The following is a 16,353-nucleotide window of genomic DNA, read 5'->3' as shown; positions in this document are numbered from 1 at the left end:
GGGCGGGGCTGGGCTGGGCTGGGCTGGGCTGGCGGGCGCTCAGGCGTGGAGCGGCGAGCCGAGTGCATCCGGCTCACGGACGAGAGCCCGGGATCCAGCGGGGGCTGGGCTCGCTCGAGTGGCTGGGCTCCGGACGGCACCCGGATCTTGCGCAACGATCCCGATGGCATCCGGTCTGCGGCCACGACTCCCCGCCACCCGGACAACATCCGTTTCGACGGTGGGGCGCCGGGCGGCATCACCGACAACGGTCCGGACGGCATTCCAGTCCGTGGACGGGGCCCCCGCGTCGCGACCATGATTCGGACAACGTCCGATCCGATGATGGGACTCCGGACCGCGTCGACATCACGCGCTGCAATCCCGGCGACACCCGGCCTCACAACCAGGATTCCGCGAGGCATCCGATTCGCGACCACCTTCAACCTCACCGGCAGCAATGCAGGCGACGCCCGCTCCCGAGGACAGGGCTCCCGCGGGACATCCGTCGCGAGCGGCGTCGACATCTCCGGCACCAACCCACGCGACACCCGCTCCCAACGACAGGGCACAGTGGAACATCCCGGTTCACGAACAGCGTCGACACCACAAGGACGCAATCCACGCGGCACCGGCCCCACGGCATCTCGTTCACGAGTGACAGCGACAGGCACCAATCCACGTGGCATCCAGTCAAACGACCACGGCTCTGCACAGCATCCGGTCCGCAGACACAGGCCCGGACCGTGTTCGGGTTCAGGGGCAAGGCGCCACGCATCGCCCACATCACCCGCGGCGCCCCGGACACGATCCGTCGTGGGCACAGCGATCGGAATTGGTCGGATCACCCCCGCGAACGGAGGGACAGCGCGGACGGCCCGCCCGAACCAACGGTGGCTGATCGGCGGGTAGATCAACATCCCAATGCAGCGTCACCGGCGCAGCTACCCGCATCTACACCGGGCACCAACCACACCCAGCCCGCTAAAAGGGACTCAACCCAGCTTCCCACGCTGCAACTGATCATCAGTAACAGAAACCCGCTCATCGACCAGTTTCTGCAGCGCGTCGCCGTCGTCCCACTGGTTTACGTTCATCGCGGCGCTCACCTGGCCTTCCGGGGTGACCCAAAACGCCGTGAAGTCATAAGCCTCGAGATCCCCTCGCACCACGACCCGGTCTCGGTCCAGCTTTGCCATGCCTCGGTACTCGCAGCCGATGGCTGGGCCGTCTCGGTCCGGGTCGTACTGGTCGGAGAAGAAATACGGGCTGTCCAGGTACGGCTCGTGCTCACCCAGCAGGTTGCCTGCCACGTGGGCACCTTGCGTACGCGCGGTCGCCCAGTGTTCGACGCGGATTCGGTGGCCGTAGCGCGGATGGAAGTGCGAAGCGATGTCGCCGATCGCGTACACGTCAGGCGCGGCGGTGCGCAGACCTGCGTCGACGTCCACGCCGCCGTCGTCTGCGAGCTCCAGGCCCGCGGCGTGTGCCAGTTCCACGCACGGTGCGGCGCCGACCGCGATCAGTACCACGTCGGCGGTCAGCTCGTCGCCGTTGGATAGCCGGACGCCGGTGGCCGCCGTGTCGCCGGTGATTGCTGCGACGCCTTCGCCCAGGCGCCACTGCACGCCGTGTTCTGTGTGCAGGCGATGGAAAACTCCGGCGACCTCGTCGCCGAGCACGTTCGCCAGTGGCAGTTTCTCCGGTGCCACAACGGTTACCTCGGCGCCGTGGGTACGCGCGGCCGCGGCGGCCTCCGTGCCGATCCACCCCGCGCCGACGATCACCACTCGCTTCGCCTCAGCGAACGCTGCGCGTAGCCGGAGGGAATCGTCGAGGGTGCGGAGGGTGTAGAGGCCCGGTAGGTCGCCGCCGGGGACCTTCAGTGTTCGCGGGCGGGAGCCGGTGGCCAGCACGAGACGGTCGTAGCGATGTTCGCCGCCGGTGTCGTCCAGGACTAGCCGCGCGCCCAGTTCGATCCGCGTCGCGGTGACGCCGGACAGGCGGCGGATGTCGTGTGCCTCGTAGTGGCCCTCTTCGTGCACCCAATCGGGTTCGTCGGCGTTGCCGAGCAGCACCGCCTTCGACAGCGGCGGCAGCTCGTACGGACGGTGCGGATCGGAACCGAGCAGCAGCACGTCGCCGGTGAAGCCGCGCTCGCGCACGGTCGCCGCTGCGGTGGCACCGGCCAGTCCGGATCCGACGACGACGATCTTCCGAGGTTCCGACATCCGTCCTCCCGAGTACGTGCGACGCGGCGGAAAACCGACGGTACCGCGCATCCCGCACCCCCGCTGAAAACCGGCCGGTAGGCAATTCGGGTGAACCGGCGTAAGGGGTTCCGGCGCGGCCGGTCCCACCCCGGCACGACGGATCACAACCTGATCGGAGGGCGAGGACCGTGGCAGGGCAGGACGACAGTGCGGTGCGGAACGAATGGGCGATCGGCTGCCGGGACCTGGCGGGACGGCGGCGCGACGTCACGGTGTTCGTGAGCAGCGACGACAAGGTCGTCGTGGTGGCCCCGCCGGGCGAGGCGGCCGTGCTCGGGCCGCTCGAGGTCGGGCGGCTGCGGGCAGCGTTGCGCGACGCCGTGGTGGCGACCGCCACGCCGGCCCGGCGTACCGGAAGCGACTGACAACTACCGTTCCTACTTATGAGTAGGTAGAGTCGGCACCCGCAGAGCCCCGACCCGAAGGTGCCGGCCATGACCACCTACTTCGTCACGGGCGCGACGGGCTTCCTCGGGAAGCGCCTGGTCGCCCGGCTGCTCGAACGGCGGGACACGACCGCCGTGCACGTACTCGTCCGCAACACCTCACGGGATCGGCTCGCCAAAAACGGCGCGGAAAGCTGGCCGAAGGGCTGGTCCCCCGCGGTCGGCGATCTCACCGAACCCCTGCTCGGCCTCGACCCCGCTGACTACGCAGGCGTCGACCACGTCGTGCACCTCGCCGCCGTGTACGACTTCACTGCCGATGACGAGGCGAATCAGGCCGCGAACGTCGAGGGCACGCGCAATCTCCTCGCCTTCGCGGCGGCCGCCGGAGCCGGGCTGCTGCACCACGTGTCGTCCATCGCCGTGACGGGTGATCACCCCGGGCGGTTCACCGAAGCCGATTTCGACCTCGGCCAGACCTTCAGTTCTCCATACCACGCAACGAAGTTCAAAGCCGAGAAGCTCGTTCGCGAACAGTCTCAAGTCCCGTTCCGCATCTACCGTCCCTCGGCGGTCGTCGGCGATTCGCGCACCGGCGAGATGGACAAGATCGACGGGCCGTACTACTTCCTGCCCGCCATCTCCCGGCTCGCCGCGCTGCCGAAGCAGCTTCCGCTCGTCGCTCCCGCCTTAGGAGCGACGAACATAGTGCCGGTCGACTACGTCGTCGACGCGATCACCTACCTCATGCACCGCGAAGCGCCTTCGGGCAGCACCTACCACCTCGCTTCGCCGCGACCGCAACAGCTGCACGAGGTCTACAACGCCTTCGCGCGCGTTGCCGGAGCGCCCCGCGTACGCACGACAGTGCCGTCAGGGCTGCTTCGCGCGACAGCGTCCCGCCTCGCGACGGCAGTGGACCGAATACCAACAGGACGTGCAACGCGCGCAGCAGTGTTGACAGAGCTGGGAATTCCCCTCGAAGTGCTCCCGCACCTGAACATGGACGTCGAGTTCGACACTGCGCATACCACTTCGGAGCTGTACGGCAGCGGCGTCACGCTTCCCGAGCTTCGCGACTACGCAGAACCGTTGTATCGCTACTGGCGCAAGCATCTCGACCCTGATCGTGCGCGCCGTCGAGGGCTCAAAGGACGCACCGTGTTGATTACAGGTGCGTCGTCGGGTATCGGACGCGCGACTGCGCTCGCCATAGCGCGTCACGGTGCGAAGGTGCTTCTAGTCGCGCGCCGCGCCGAAGAGCTCGACAGCGTGTGCAACGAGATCACTGCAAGGGGCAGCGAAGCAGCGACGTACCCGTGCGACCTCACAGATGGCGACGCCGTCGACGCGCTCGTGAAGGCCGTCCTAGCAGACCACGGTGCAGTGGACGTGCTGGTGAACAACGCGGGACGGTCCATCCGACGGTCGGTACAGCTGTCCACAGAACGATTCCACGACTACGAGCGCACGATGGCCATCAACTACTTCGGCCCCGTACGGCTGATTCTCGGACTGCTGCCGTCGATGACGGAACGCCGCTTCGGCCACATCGTGAACGTGACCACGCAGGGCCTGCAGACCGACACGCCGCGCTTTTCCGCTTACCTGGCCTCGAAAGCGGCCCTCGAGGAGTTCGGCCTGACCGCAGGCAGGGAGACGCTGTCCGACGGCGTCACGTTCTCGTCAGTGCGAATGCCGTTGGTACGAACCGAAATGATCGCGCCCACCGGCTCGTACCGCGGTCTGCCGGCAAGTTCGCCGGAACGCGCTGCCGCGCTCGTGGTGAAGGCGATCGAACGGCGGCCGCAGATCCTGAACCTGCCCGAGGGCCGGGCCGCGGAGCTGGCCGCGCTCGCCACCCCGGACGCAGCCAGGTTCGCGGCGCACCTCGTGTACCGCGTGATGCCGGAATCCGCGCCCGAAGCCCGGAAACGGCCGAGGCAACCCGTTCCGGCCGCCGTCGCAGCGACCCTGACCCGGCTGTTGTGGCGCCGACGCGCATAAACCTCAGGACACATCGACGTCGTCCGGTGATCCGGCAGCTGTGGCGCCACGCATAAAACTCAGGACACGTCGACGTCGTCCGGTGATCCGGCAGCCAGCGCGGCCAAGACATCCAGCGCGGCGGCCAGGGTTTCCTCCGGCGGCGCGGACACCGCGATCCGCACCGCGTTCGGCGCGTGACCAGGTACCACGGCGAACGCCGCCGCCGGGGACAACGCGATGCCGTGGCGCGCGGCGGCGGCCACGAACGTCTCGGCCCGCCACGGTTCCGGCAGCTCCCACCAGCGGTGATACGCCGCCGCGTCGCCGTGCACGCGGAAGCCCGCGAGCCGGTCAGCGACGATTTTCGCGCGGACTGCCGCGTCCGCGCGCTTCGCCGCTTCGACTTCCGCGAGCACTCCCCCGGTGATCCAGCGCCGCGCGGCTTCCACCGAGAACCGCGACGCGCCCCAGCCGCCCGAGCGAACGGCGCTCGCGAGCCGCGCGACCCACGTCGGCGGCACCACGAGAAAACCTGCGGTGAGCCCCGGCGCGACCCGTTTCGAAAGGCTGTCGACGAAAACCGTCCGCTCGGGAATCAACGCGGCGAGCGGTTCGGTGTCCGGGCGCAGAAAGGTGTAGATCCCGTCCTCGATCACCGGTAAGTCCAGGTCACGCACGGTCGCGGCGAGTTCGGCACGGCGCGTGGGCGGCATCGTGACGCCGAGCGGATTGTGCAGCGTCGGCTGCACGTACAACGCCCGCACCGGAGCGCTCGCCCGCAGCGCGGCCGGGACCAGGCCGCACGAATCGGTTTCGATCGGCACCAGCTCGATGCCCAGCCGGGTCGCCGCGGCCTTGACCACCGGATACGTCAGCGATTCGACCGCCAGCCGCTCCCCCGTCGGCACGAAGGCCGCCAGCGCGGCGGCAATACCTTGCCGTCCGTTGCCGGTGACCAGCACCGATTCCGGATCCGGTGTCCAGCTGCCGCGGGCCAGCATCGCGACGGCGGCCTCGCGCACCGCCTTCGTACCGGCGGCGCCGAGTGGGTTCAGGGCGTCGGTGAAGACGTCCGCACGCAGCACCGGTTCGAGTGCCCGCGCGAGCTTCGGCGATTGGCTCGGCAGCACGGCGAAGTTGAGCTCGAGGTCGACGCGCGCGTCGCCGGGTTCGGACAACGCCGGTTCCGGACCGGGCCGCGCGGCGCGCACGAAAGTGCCCCGGCCCACCTCGCCGATCGCCAGGCCGCGCCGGACGAGCTCGCCGTACACGCGGGCGGCGGTGGACCCGGCGATCCCGCGGTCACGGGCAAACCGGCGCTGGGGCGGGAGCCGGTCGCCGGGACGCAGGCGACCTGCCTCGATGGCGGCGGCGAGCTCGTCCGCGACGACGCGGTAGTCGTCCATCGCACCCTCGCTCCGCCCGGGATCCGCCGGACGCATCATGACACCGGCCGGTCACGTTCGGCGAATGCGACCCACGGAACTCCCCGAACGGGCGTCACTAGGTTAGCCTTACCTGTGTGGCACAGACGATCGAAGAGGCGCCGGCCCGCACCGAACCGCGGCTGCACGCCGAAGAGCTGACCCTGGCCTACGACGGGCGCACCGTCGCCGAGCGGCTCGGCGTGGTCATCCCGGACAAGTCGTTCACGGTCATCGTCGGGCCCAACGCCTGCGGCAAGACCACGCTGCTGCGCGCGCTCGCCCGGATGCTGAAGCCGCGTAAAGGCTCGGTTTTCCTCGACGGCGAAGTGATCTCCAGCTACGGCGCCAAGGAGGTCGCGCGACGGCTCGGGCTGCTGCCGCAGAGTTCGATCGCGCCGGACGGCATCACCGTGGCCGACCTCGTCGCCCGCGGCCGCTACCCGCACCAGAAGCTGCTGCGCCAGTGGTCCCGCGACGACGCCGCGGTGGTTGCCGAGTCGATGCGCGCCACTGGTGTCGACGACCTCGCCGAACGCCTGGTCGACGAGCTGTCCGGCGGGCAGCGCCAGCGCGTGTGGATGGCGATGGCGCTCGCCCAGCAGACCGACCTGCTGCTGCTCGACGAGCCGACGACGTACCTGGACATCGCGCACCAGCTGGACATCCTCGACCTCTGCGCGACCCTGCACCGCGACCAGGGCCGCACGCTGGTCGCGGTCCTGCACGACCTCAACCACGCGGCCCGCTACGCCACGCACATGATTGCGATGCGCGACGGTGAGGTGCTCGCGACGGGTACGCCGGACGAGGTCGTGACGGTGGAAAACGTCGAGCGGATCTTCGAGCTGCCGTGCCGCGTGATGGAATGTCCGGAAAGCGGGACCCCGCTGGTGATCCCGAAGGTCGGACCCCGGGCGGCGTGAGATGAACCACTGGACCGAAGTCGACGCCTACCTCGAAAGCGCGCTGATCCCGGCTGATCCGCCGCTCGAAAACGCGCTCGCGGATTCGGCGGCGGCCGGGCTGCCGCCCATCGCGGTCGCGGCGAACCAGGGCAAGCTGCTGCACCTGCTCGCCCGCACCGCCGGTGCCCGGTCGATCCTCGAAATCGGCTCGCTCGGCGGGTACAGCACGATCTGGCTCGCCCGCGCGCTTCCGCCCGGCGGCACGCTGATCACCTGCGAATACGACCCGAAACACGCGGCCGTCGCGCGGGCGAACCTCGACCGCGCGGGGTTCGGCAGCGACGTCGTCGAAATCCGGGTCGGCGCTGCGCTCGACACGCTGCCGACGCTCACCGGCCCGTTCGACTTCGTGTTCATCGACGCGGACAAAGCCAACCTCGCCGCGTACGTCGAAGCGGCGCTCGCCCTTTCCCGTCCGGGCACCACCATCGTGGTCGACAACGTGGTGCGCAACGGTGCTGTCGTCGACGCTGCGAGCACCGATCCGGCAGTGCAGGGTGTGCGGGAGATGTTCGACCTCCTCCGCGGTGACGAACGCCTTGACGCCACGGCAATCCAGACGGTCGGCAGCAAGGGGTACGACGGCTTCGTCCTGGCCCGCGTCCGCTGACTCACCGTCTGGTCACTCACCGTCTGGTCGCTCACCGTCTGGTCGCTCACCGCCTGGTCATGACCGATCGCCACACCTCGGCCGGGATTGTGGCGCCCATCAGGCGGTTTCCGTCGGCGTCGAACAGGCGCCGTTCGTCGTCGGAGCCGATCCAGACGGCGGTGGCCAGCTGCGGGGTGTACCCGATTGCCCAGGCGTCCTGGGTGTCGCGTGAGTTGCCGTACTGGAATTCGCCGGTGCGCAAAGCTGCCGGACGGCCGTTCTGCGGGGAGGTCAGCACCGACGTCACCTCGCGCGCCACGCGCCGGGGGATCGCCTGGTCAGACTGGTTTTCGTGCTGCCAGACCACCTTCCCGGCCTGGTCGAGCACCTTGTCCACGAGATGAGGTGATGCGTGCTTGCCCTCTGCGGCGAAAGTCGCGTACGCGCTCGCAAGGTCGAGCGGCCGCACACGATACCGGCCGACGGCGATGCTCGATCCGATCGTGGTTCCGTCCTTCTCCCGCAAGGTCGCGGCGCCGTCCACCTCCTCCGGAATCCCGGCCTCGCGCGCGGCGGCACTGAGCGCTGAGGCACCCAGCTTCCGCGCCACCCCGATGAACGGCGTGTCCGCGCCCGACGTCATCGCGCTGCGCAGCGTGCACGCCTGTGGACAACGTTGTGGATAGTCGAACTTTTCGCCGAGGAACTCGGTTTCCTTGGGCGCGGGAGCCTTTTCGTCGGCCGGAATTCCGGCGCCCACCGCGGCGGCCAGTGTGAACGGGTAGAACGCCGAACCGGACGACCGTTCGGTTGCCGCATAATCGCGTACCCCGTTGTTGCCGCCGTCGTAGGCCCGCACCGCGCCGGTCGCCGGATCGACGGACACCAGCGCACCGCGGAACTCTTTCGGCTGACCCTTCAGCCGGTCGTCCAGCGTGCTGCGCGCGGCGGTCTGCAGATCCCGGTCGAGGGTGGTCTGCACGGTCAGGTTTCCTTGCTGCAACCGGGAAAGCGGGAAGCCGTCCCGCTCCAGCTCGGCCAGCACCTGCTGCTTGACGTGGTATTTGTCGTAGCTGAGGCTCGCGCGCGTTTCCGCCGGTGGCTTGATCTCGCCGCCCGGGTAGGACATCGTCGCGGCGTCCTTCACGTACCCGCGTGCCACGAGTTTGTCGCGCACGTAAGCCCAGCGTTTCGCGGCATGCGTGTTGCCGGACACCGCAGGGTCGTGCACCGACGGCGACTGGATCATCCCGGCCAGGAACGCCGCCTCGCTCCAGGTGATGGTGTCGTCGAGCGGACGGCCGAAGAACGCGTTCATCGCCGCCGCCGGGCCGAAGGTGTTGCGGCCGAAGGAAATGATGTTGACGTAGCTTTCGAAGATCCGTTCCTTGCTCTGTTCCTGGGTGATCTTCGTGGCGAGTACGAGCTCCTGGAGCTTGCGGGACATCGTCGCGTCGTCGTCGCCGGTCGACTTCTTGATGTACTGCTGGGTGATCCCGGACCCGCCGCCGACGCCGGTGAGGAACGCGCGGCCGATCCCGGTGGGGTCGAACCCGGCGTTCTGCCAGAACGTCGGGTCCTCGGTGGCGACGATCGCGTCCCGCAGCTTCTCCGGGACCTGGTCGAACGGCACGAACCGCCGGTCGCCGCCGTCGGGTACCACGCGCAGCAGCTCGCTGCCGTCGGAGTACTTGAGCGTCACGGTCTTGTCGAGCGACGCGAGGACCTCCTGCGGGCTGCGCACGTCGAGCAGCAGGTAGGCGACCCAGAACGCGCCCAGCGGCAGCGCGAGCAGGAGCCCGCCCAGGTAGTACGCGCCTGTTCTGACCCGTCGCCAGCGACGGCGGACGACTGGCTGGTCACTCTGCGGAGCTGCTTGCACGATCAGTGGACGGCTGACCAGGTGACAAGGTTCGGTCTTCCTGGTGAATAAATCACGCCAGGAAGGCTCGCAGCAGGGAGGCGGTCCCCTCGATGTGCTCAGCCATCGCCTGCCGCGCGGCAACCGGGTCGCCGGCCAGAATCGCGTCGACGATCGCCTCGTGCTGCGCGTTCGAGTGTTCGAGATTGGGTTCGAGCAGGGGGATCCGGTCCAGCAGGCGGTTGACCCGCGTGCGCGCGTCGGCGACCGCGGTGGTGAGCGAGCCGGACGCGGTGACCTCGGCAATCGCCAGGTGGAGACGGGAATCCTTACGCCGGTAGTCGGCGAGCCCGGCCGCCGCGGCTTCGGCGAGCGTGCCGCTGAGGTGCCGCCGGTCGGATTGGCTGAGCGTGCGCGCCGCGGCGGCCTCGGCGGCGCCGGTTTCGAGCACTTGCCGCAGGCAGAGCGTGTCCTCCAGCCCGGCGATGTCGACCTCGCCAGCGGTGCGCTCGGCCGGGTCAGGGAGGTTCTCGTTCACGAAAGTGCCGCCGTACCGCCCCCGCCGCGACTCGACGTACCCCGCGTCGGCCAGCGCCCGGATCGCCTCGCGCAACGTCACGCGGCTCACCCCGAGCCGCTCGGCCAGCTCCCGCTCGGACGGCAACCGGTCCCCTGCCCCGACGACCCCCAGCCGGATCGCCTGCAACAACCGCTCAACGGTCTCCTCGAAGGCGTTCCCGGCCCGCACCGGCCGGAACAGCGCCTCATTCGCGCTCACCACCGAGGTCGACTCCACGGCCTGAGTCTAGGCTGTTTGTTTGCAGAGGCTCCTTTGCAAAGGTCTCTCTGCAGAGTACAGTCTGGACTATGCCTACCGGACGCCGCACTCGCCAGCTAGACGCCCGCACCCTGCGCGCGCTGGCGCACCCCTTGCGGATGCAGCTGCTCGACCTGCTGACCACCGACGGCCCGGCCACCGCAACCGGGCTGGGCAAGCGAGTCGGGGAAAGCTCCGGGACCACGTCGTGGCACCTGCGGCAACTCGCCGACGCCGGGCTGGTGGTGGAGGACGCCGAACGGGGGTCGAAACGGGAACGCTGGTGGCAAGCGGCACAGGAGTCGACCCGGATCCGGGCCGCCGATTTCCTCGACCAACCGGAACTGAGCGACCCGGTCAAGACGCTCCTCCACGAAGTGGTGAACCAGCGGTACCGCGAGGAAGCGCAGTTCATCGCCGAATTGCCGGACTGGGCGGAAGACTGGCGAGAAAGCGCAACCTTGGGCCGCACCCGGCTCTCACTCACGCCGGACGAAACGCGACGCCTGGTCGAGGAGGTCGAGGCGGTCGTCGAACGTTACCGCCGCCCGTCCGCCGCGGGCGACGAAACAGTGATCACCCAATGGGCCGCCTTCCCCCGCACGATCACCGCCGAAACCGAAGGGGAATCCTGATGGACCCGTTCCTGGCCGCGCTCGCCTCCGCCAGACAGGAGGATTTGCTCGCCACTGCCGCCCCGCGTCCGTGCGCTGCCGTCCACCGCACCCCGGCACGGCAGCGATTCGGCTGGTGGCTCATGGAACTCGGCCTGCGCCTGGCCACCCCACCACCCCGCCCGGAAACGCTGTGAAGGGAACCTTCACGGAATCCAATTCCCTCATGGTTCCCTTCACAGACTTACCTTCCGTGAAGGGAACCCTCACGGAACCCAATTCCCTCAAGGTTCCCTTCACGGACCTACATTCTGTGAAGGTGGCCTTCACGGAATCAGGGCACTCAAGGGAATCGTGACAGCTCAACATTCCGTGAAGGTTCCCTTCACAGCCACCCACCCAAGCCGCACACCCGAACCCCACCGGGACCGGGCACCCAGCCCCCTCCCTGCACCCCGATCCGAAGCCCCACACGTGCGGAGGGTGCTTGTCAAGGCATCTTTCCCGCCTTGACAACCACCCTCCGCACGTAGTCACTCAATTCCGGCTTCGGGGTGCCCCCAAAGTCAACACTCAATGACGTTAACCGCAAGCCCCCCACGAGCAGTTTCCTTGTACTTCACCGACATATCCGCACCGGTCTCGCGCATGGTCTTGATCGCCTTGTCCAACGTCACCACATGGCTCCCGTCCCCCCGCAGAGCCATCCGGGCCGCGTGGATCGCCTTCGACGCGCCCACTGCATTCCGCTCGATACAAGGGATCTGCACCAGCCCGCCGACAGGATCGCAAGTAAGACCGAGATGGTGCTCGACCCCGATCTCAGCCGCATTCTCCACCTGACGGCACGAACCACCGAGCACCTCAGTAAGCCCAGCCGCCGCCATTGCCGACGCCGAACCCACCTCTCCCTGGCACCCAACCTCAGCACCCGAAATCGACCCGGTCTGCTTCAAGATCGACCCGATGGCACCAGCAGTCAGCAGGAACGTGACAATCCCGTCATCCGAAGCACCGCGCACAAATCGCTGGTAATAATGCAAAACCGCAGGAATGATCCCAGCCGCGCCATTAGTCGGAGCAGTGACCACCCGGCCGCCAGCAGCATTCTCCTCATTCACAGCCAGCGCGTACAGGCTGACCCAATCCATGGCGTACAACGGATCGTCGACACCATCTTCAGCACACAGCTTTTCGTGCAACGACTTCGCCCGACGTGGCACCTTCAGGCCACCCGGCAGCACACCCTCGTGCGTACACCCATTGCGCACGCATTCAGCCATTACCTGCCAGATCTGCAGCAAACCAGAGCGAATCTCCTCGCGAGTGCGCCACGAAAGCTCGTTGCGCAGCATGATCTCGCTCACCGGCAGGCCCGTGTCCGCACAATGCTTGAGCAAGTCCTCGCCAGTGCGGAACGGATACGGCACCGGCGTGGAATCCTCGACGAATACGGTGTCGGTCTCGTACGACTCGTCGCGCACGAACCCGCCGCCCACCGAGTAGTACGTACGTTCCCGCAGCAGCGCGCCATCCTCGGCGAAGGCGCGGAAGACCATCCCATTGGGATGCGCAGGCAGCGATTTACGGCGGTGCATGGTGAGATCGGTGTCCTCGACGAAGGCCACCTCATGCGTACCACCGACGGACAGCCGCCCGGACTCCCGGATCGCCGCGACCTTGGCCGGGACCGTATCGGTGTCGATCTCCTCCGGTCGCTCACCGGAAAGCCCGAGCAGCACGGCCTTGTCACTGCCGTGGCCGAACCCGGTCGCGCCGAGGGAGCCGAACAGCTCGGCCTCCACTCTCGCGACCCGGTCCAGCACTGCGTCCTCGACCAGACCGTCCACAAAGGTCTTGGCCGCACGCATCGGGCCGACCGTGTGCGAGCTGGACGGCCCGATGCCGATCGAAAACAGGTCGAAGACGCTGATCGCCATTGATCTGCCCCTTCTCTAGTGCCTCGCCAGCAGGCTGCTGGCTTCTTGGGCGGCGGGTCCTTCGGCGGTGAGGTGGGCCAGGTTGTCCGGCAGTTCCTCGCCCCGATGGGCTTTGGTCTGGGCGTACAGGCGGCCCGCGCGGTACGACGAGCGCACCAACGGCCCGGCCATCACACCCGGGAACCCGATCTCCTCCGCGGTCGAGGCGTGCGTGACGAATTCCTCCGGCTTGACCCACCGGTCCACCGGGTGATGCCGGGGCGAGGGCCGCAGGTACTGGGTGATCGTGACGATCTCACAACCCGCATCAAACAGGTCCCGCAACGCCGCCGTGACCTCGTCCGGGGTTTCGCCCATGCCGAGGATCAGGTTCGACTTCGTCACCAAACCGGCCTCGCGGGCCCGGGTCAGGACTTCCAGGGAGCGGGCGTAGCGGAACCCGGGGCGGATCCGCTTGAAAATCCGCGGCACCGTCTCCACGTTATGCGCCAGCACCTCCGGCCCCGACCCGAACACCTCACCCAACTGCTCCGGCTCCGCGTTGAAGTCCGGGATCAGCAACTCGACACCGGTACCGGGGTTCAAGGCGTGGATCTGCCGGACGGTCTCGGCGTACAACCAGGCTCCGCCCGTGAACTCCGGACCCATCCGCACCCGCGTCTTGATCCACGACGGCTTCTTCTCAATCGGCGTCTCACTGTTACGCACCTCAAGCCGCAACAGCTTCCGCCCCTCCGGCGCAGCGGTCATCGGCTCAGGTCCGCGTACAGCGGGTGCTTCTTGGCCAGCAGTTCGACCCGGCCGCGCAGTTCCTGCTGCACGGATTCGTCGAAGTCCGGTTTCAGCGTTTCCGCGATGATGTCCGCGACCTCGGTGAAGTCGTCGGCGCCGAATCCACGCGTGGCCAGCGCCGGGGTGCCGATCCGCAGGCCCGACGTGACCATCGGCGGCCGCGGGTCGAACGGCACCGCGTTGCGGTTCACCGTGATCCCGACCGAGTGCAGCCGGTCCTCCGCCTCCTGGCCGTTGAGCTGGGAGTTGACCAGGTCGACGAGCACGAGGTGCACGTCGGTGCCGCCGGTGAGCACGCGGACGCCCGCCTCCGCGCAGTCGCTGCGCGTCAGCCGGTCGGCCAGGATCTTCGCGCCGGCCAGCGTGCGCTCCTGGCGTTCGCGGAACCCGTCGCTAGCGGCGAACTTCAGCGCGACCGCCTTCGCCGCGATCACGTGCTCCAGCGGACCGCCCTGCTGACCCGGGAACACCGCCGAGTTGATCTTCTTCGCCAGCTCCTCGCGGCACAGGATCAGGCCGCCGCGCGGGCCGCCGAGGGTCTTGTGCGTGGTGGTGGTGACGATGTCCGCGTGCGGCACCGGCGACGGGTGCAGCCCGGCGGCCACCAGCCCGGCGAAGTGCGCCATGTCGACCATCAGGCGAGCGCCCACCAGGTCCGCGATCCGGCGGAACTCGGCGAAATCGAGCTGCCGCGGGTACGCCGACCAGCCGGCCACGATCAGCTTCGGCTGGTGCTCCACCGCCAGCCGCTCGATCTCGGCAACGTCGACAATTCCGGTCTCTTTGTCGACATGGTAGGCGACCACGTTGTACAGCTTGCCGGAGAAGTTGATCTTCATTCCGTGCGTGAGGTGCCCGCCGTGCGCGAGGTCGAGGCCGAGGATCGTGTCGCCCGGCTTCAGCACCGCGACCATCGCCGCCGCATTGGCCTGCGCACCCGAATGCGGCTGCACGTTCACGTGGTCCGCACCGAAGAGCGCCTTCGCCCGGTCGATCGCTAGCTGCTCGACGACGTCGACGTGCTCACAGCCGCCGTAGTAGCGGCGGCCCGGGTAGCCCTCGGCGTATTTGTTGGTGAGTACCGAGCCCTGCGCCTCGAGCACACCGACCGGCGCGAAGTTCTCGGAGGCGATCATCTCGAGTGTCGACTGCTGGCGGTCCAGCTCCGCGGCCACCGCGACGGCGACCTCGGGGTCCACTTCGGACAGGGGGGCATCGAACGGGGCAGCCATCAGCTCTCCTGGGTCAGCTCGGCGTACGCGGCGGCGTCGAGCAGCTCCGGGACGTCGCCCGTGAGCCGCACCTTCACGAGCCATCCTTCGGTGTACGGGTCGGAGTTGATGATCTCGGGGGTGTCGGATGTGGTCTCGTTCACGGCCACCACCTCGCCGCTCACCGGCGAGTACAGCTCGCTGACCGATTTCGTGGACTCGACCTCGCCGAACACCTCGCCGGTGGTGACCTGGTCACCGGCCGAGGGCAGCTGCACGAACACGATGTCGCCGAGCGAGCCGGCGGCGAACGCGGTGATGCCCACCGTCGCCACGCCGTCCTCCAGCGACAGCCACTCGTGTTCCTTCGTGTAGGACAGGTTCGCGGGAATGCTCACAACTGGGTCCTTTTCAGGCTCGGGAGTAGAAGGGCAGGGCGACGACCTCGACCGGCTCGATGCGGCCCCGGATGTCGACGGACAGCGCGGTACCGGGCTCGGCGTGCTCCCGATCTACATACGCCATGGCAATCGGATAACCCAGCGTCGGCGACAGCGCGCCGCTGGTGACTTCCCCGATGGTGGCCTCGCCGGACAGCACGGCGTACCCGTGCCGTGGGGCGCGGCGGCCGGCGCCGCGGAGACCGACCCGCACGCGCGGAACGTCGGCCTTCGCGAGCTCCTCGAGCGCCGCCCGGCCCACGAAGTCACCCGGCTTCTCGAACTTCACCACGCGGCCGAGGCCGGCCGCGAAGGGGGTCAGCTCGCGGCTGAGTTCGTTGCCGTACAACGGCATTCCGGCCTCGAGCCGCAGGGTGTCGCGGCACGCGAGTCCACATGGGACGAGCCCGTGCGGCTCCCCCGCCTCGGCGAGGAGCCGCCACAATGCGGTGGCTTCAGCCGCGGGTACGAAAAGCTCGAAGCCGTCCTCACCGGTGTACCCGGTGCGGGCCAGGAGCACGTCGTGCCCCTTCACCACGGCCGGCACGCTCGCGTAGTACTTGAGCGCGCCGAGGTCCGCATCGGTCACCGAGGCGAGCACGTCGACCGCCTTCGGGCCCTGGACCGCGATCAGCGCGGTGCTCTCGGACCGGTTGTCCACGACCGCATCGAACCCGGCGACCCGCTCGGCGAGCGCGTCAGCGACCACGCCGGCGTTGCCCGCATTGGCCACCACCAGGTACTCCTCGTCGGCGAGCCGGTAGACGACCAGGTCGTCGAGGACGCCGCCGTCAGCGTCGCAGATCATCGTGTAGCGGGCACGACCCGGTTTCACGCCGGACAGGTTGCCGACCAGCGCGTAGTCGAGCACGTCGGCGGCCTGCGCGCCGCGGACGTGGATCTCGGCCATATGCGACAGATCGAAGAGCCCGGCCGCCTCGCGGACAGCCTTGTGCTCGGCCAGCTCGCTGGTGTAGCGCACCGGCATCGACCAGCCGGCGAAATCGGTGAACAGCGCACCGAGGGCCTGATGGACCTCGTGCAAGGGGGTTGCAGACATGGGGGCC

General features: G+C 68.4%; 15 protein-coding genes. 6 read left to right on the top strand and 9 right to left on the bottom strand.

Translation table 11 applies throughout. The annotated features are described in order from the left end of the window. Positions 1 to 974: 974 nt before the first annotated feature. Positions 975 to 2,210: an NAD(P)/FAD-dependent oxidoreductase gene (locus tag OO71_RS40205; RefSeq protein WP_033295300.1), complete on the bottom strand. Its 1,236-nt coding sequence runs from the start codon at positions 2,208 to 2,210 to the stop codon at positions 975 to 977. Positions 2,211 to 2,380: 170 nt separating this feature from the next. On the opposite strand from OO71_RS40205, the gene OO71_RS40200 reads away from it, so the two are divergent. Together OO71_RS40200 and OO71_RS40195 are read left to right on the top strand one after the other, a co-directional pair. Continuing rightward, entirely contained in the window at positions 2,381 to 2,617 is a 237-nt protein-coding gene (locus tag OO71_RS40200; protein ID WP_033295299.1) for a hypothetical protein, read from the top strand. A gap of 69 nt (positions 2,618 to 2,686) precedes the next feature. Further along, the gene (locus OO71_RS40195) at positions 2,687 to 4,645 is read left to right on the top strand and encodes an SDR family oxidoreductase (protein WP_033295298.1); all 1,959 of its coding nucleotides are present in this window, start codon (positions 2,687 to 2,689) and stop codon (positions 4,643 to 4,645) included. Between the two features lie 59 nt (positions 4,646 to 4,704). Here OO71_RS40195 and OO71_RS40190 read toward each other — a convergent pair whose 3' ends face one another. After that, the gene (locus tag OO71_RS40190) at positions 4,705 to 6,033 is read right to left on the bottom strand and encodes an aminotransferase-like domain-containing protein (protein ID WP_033295297.1); all 1,329 of its coding nucleotides are present in this window, start codon (positions 6,031 to 6,033) and stop codon (positions 4,705 to 4,707) included. A gap of 116 nt (positions 6,034 to 6,149) precedes the next feature. On the opposite strand from OO71_RS40190, the gene OO71_RS40185 reads away from it, so the two are divergent. Continuing rightward, positions 6,150 to 6,977: an ABC transporter ATP-binding protein gene (locus OO71_RS40185; protein ID WP_033295296.1), complete on the top strand. Its 828-nt coding sequence runs from the start codon at positions 6,150 to 6,152 to the stop codon at positions 6,975 to 6,977. Between the two features lies 1 nt (position 6,978). Then, complete coding sequence (locus OO71_RS40180) at positions 6,979 to 7,629, top strand: O-methyltransferase (protein ID WP_033295295.1); 651 nt, start codon at positions 6,979 to 6,981, stop codon at positions 7,627 to 7,629. Between the two features lie 46 nt (positions 7,630 to 7,675). Here the strand turns inward: OO71_RS40180 and OO71_RS40175 are convergent, their stop codons facing one another. Together OO71_RS40175 and OO71_RS40170 are read right to left on the bottom strand one after the other, a co-directional pair. Beyond that, complete coding sequence (locus tag OO71_RS40175; RefSeq protein ID WP_033295294.1) at positions 7,676 to 9,493, bottom strand: transglycosylase domain-containing protein; 1,818 nt, start codon at positions 9,491 to 9,493, stop codon at positions 7,676 to 7,678. Between the two features lie 52 nt (positions 9,494 to 9,545). Then, entirely contained in the window at positions 9,546 to 10,268 is a 723-nt protein-coding gene (locus OO71_RS40170; protein WP_033295293.1) for a FadR/GntR family transcriptional regulator, read from the bottom strand. Positions 10,269 to 10,339: 71 nt separating this feature from the next. Between OO71_RS40170 and OO71_RS40165 the strand changes: the two genes are divergently transcribed. Together OO71_RS40165 and OO71_RS51380 are read left to right on the top strand one after the other, a co-directional pair. Further along, positions 10,340 to 10,924: a winged helix-turn-helix domain-containing protein gene (locus OO71_RS40165; protein ID WP_033295292.1), complete on the top strand. Its 585-nt coding sequence runs from the start codon at positions 10,340 to 10,342 to the stop codon at positions 10,922 to 10,924. Next, positions 10,924 to 11,100 carry a hypothetical protein gene (locus tag OO71_RS51380; RefSeq protein ID WP_169776621.1) on the top strand — a complete coding sequence of 59 codons (177 nt, stop codon included), beginning with the start codon at positions 10,924 to 10,926 and terminating at the stop codon, positions 11,098 to 11,100. The genes OO71_RS40165 and OO71_RS51380 overlap by 1 nt, the downstream gene beginning before the upstream one ends. A 369-nt stretch (positions 11,101 to 11,469) precedes the next feature. Here OO71_RS51380 and OO71_RS40160 read toward each other — a convergent pair whose 3' ends face one another. From OO71_RS40160 to gcvT, 5 genes are read right to left on the bottom strand one after another with little or no spacing between them, the layout of a single operon-like run. Then, on the bottom strand, positions 11,470 to 12,843 hold the full coding sequence (locus OO71_RS40160) for an L-serine ammonia-lyase (RefSeq protein WP_033295291.1): 1,374 nt from the start codon (positions 12,841 to 12,843) through the stop codon (positions 11,470 to 11,472). 15 nt (positions 12,844 to 12,858) lie between these two features. Further along, positions 12,859 to 13,593, bottom strand: a complete 735-nt coding sequence (locus OO71_RS40155; protein ID WP_033295290.1) for a lipoyl synthase — start codon at positions 13,591 to 13,593, stop codon at positions 12,859 to 12,861. Continuing rightward, on the bottom strand, positions 13,590 to 14,867 hold the full coding sequence (gene glyA / locus OO71_RS40150; protein ID WP_033295289.1) for a serine hydroxymethyltransferase: 1,278 nt from the start codon (positions 14,865 to 14,867) through the stop codon (positions 13,590 to 13,592). The genes OO71_RS40155 and glyA overlap by 4 nt, the downstream gene beginning before the upstream one ends. Then, a complete protein-coding gene (gene gcvH, locus OO71_RS40145) occupies positions 14,867 to 15,244 on the bottom strand; it encodes a glycine cleavage system protein GcvH (RefSeq protein WP_033295288.1) in 378 nt (125 codons plus the stop codon). The genes glyA and gcvH overlap by 1 nt, the downstream gene beginning before the upstream one ends. A 13-nt stretch (positions 15,245 to 15,257) precedes the next feature. Further along, the gene (gene gcvT / locus OO71_RS40140; protein ID WP_033295287.1) at positions 15,258 to 16,346 is read right to left on the bottom strand and encodes a glycine cleavage system aminomethyltransferase GcvT; all 1,089 of its coding nucleotides are present in this window, start codon (positions 16,344 to 16,346) and stop codon (positions 15,258 to 15,260) included. Between the last annotated feature and the right edge of the window lie 7 nt (positions 16,347 to 16,353).

The organism is Amycolatopsis jejuensis (genome assembly GCF_000717335.1).
Lineage (GTDB): Bacteria > Actinomycetota > Actinomycetes > Mycobacteriales > Pseudonocardiaceae > Amycolatopsis > Amycolatopsis jejuensis.
The sequence above is the reverse complement of the archived record's forward strand: the minus strand, read 5'-3'. Positions and strand labels throughout refer to the sequence as shown.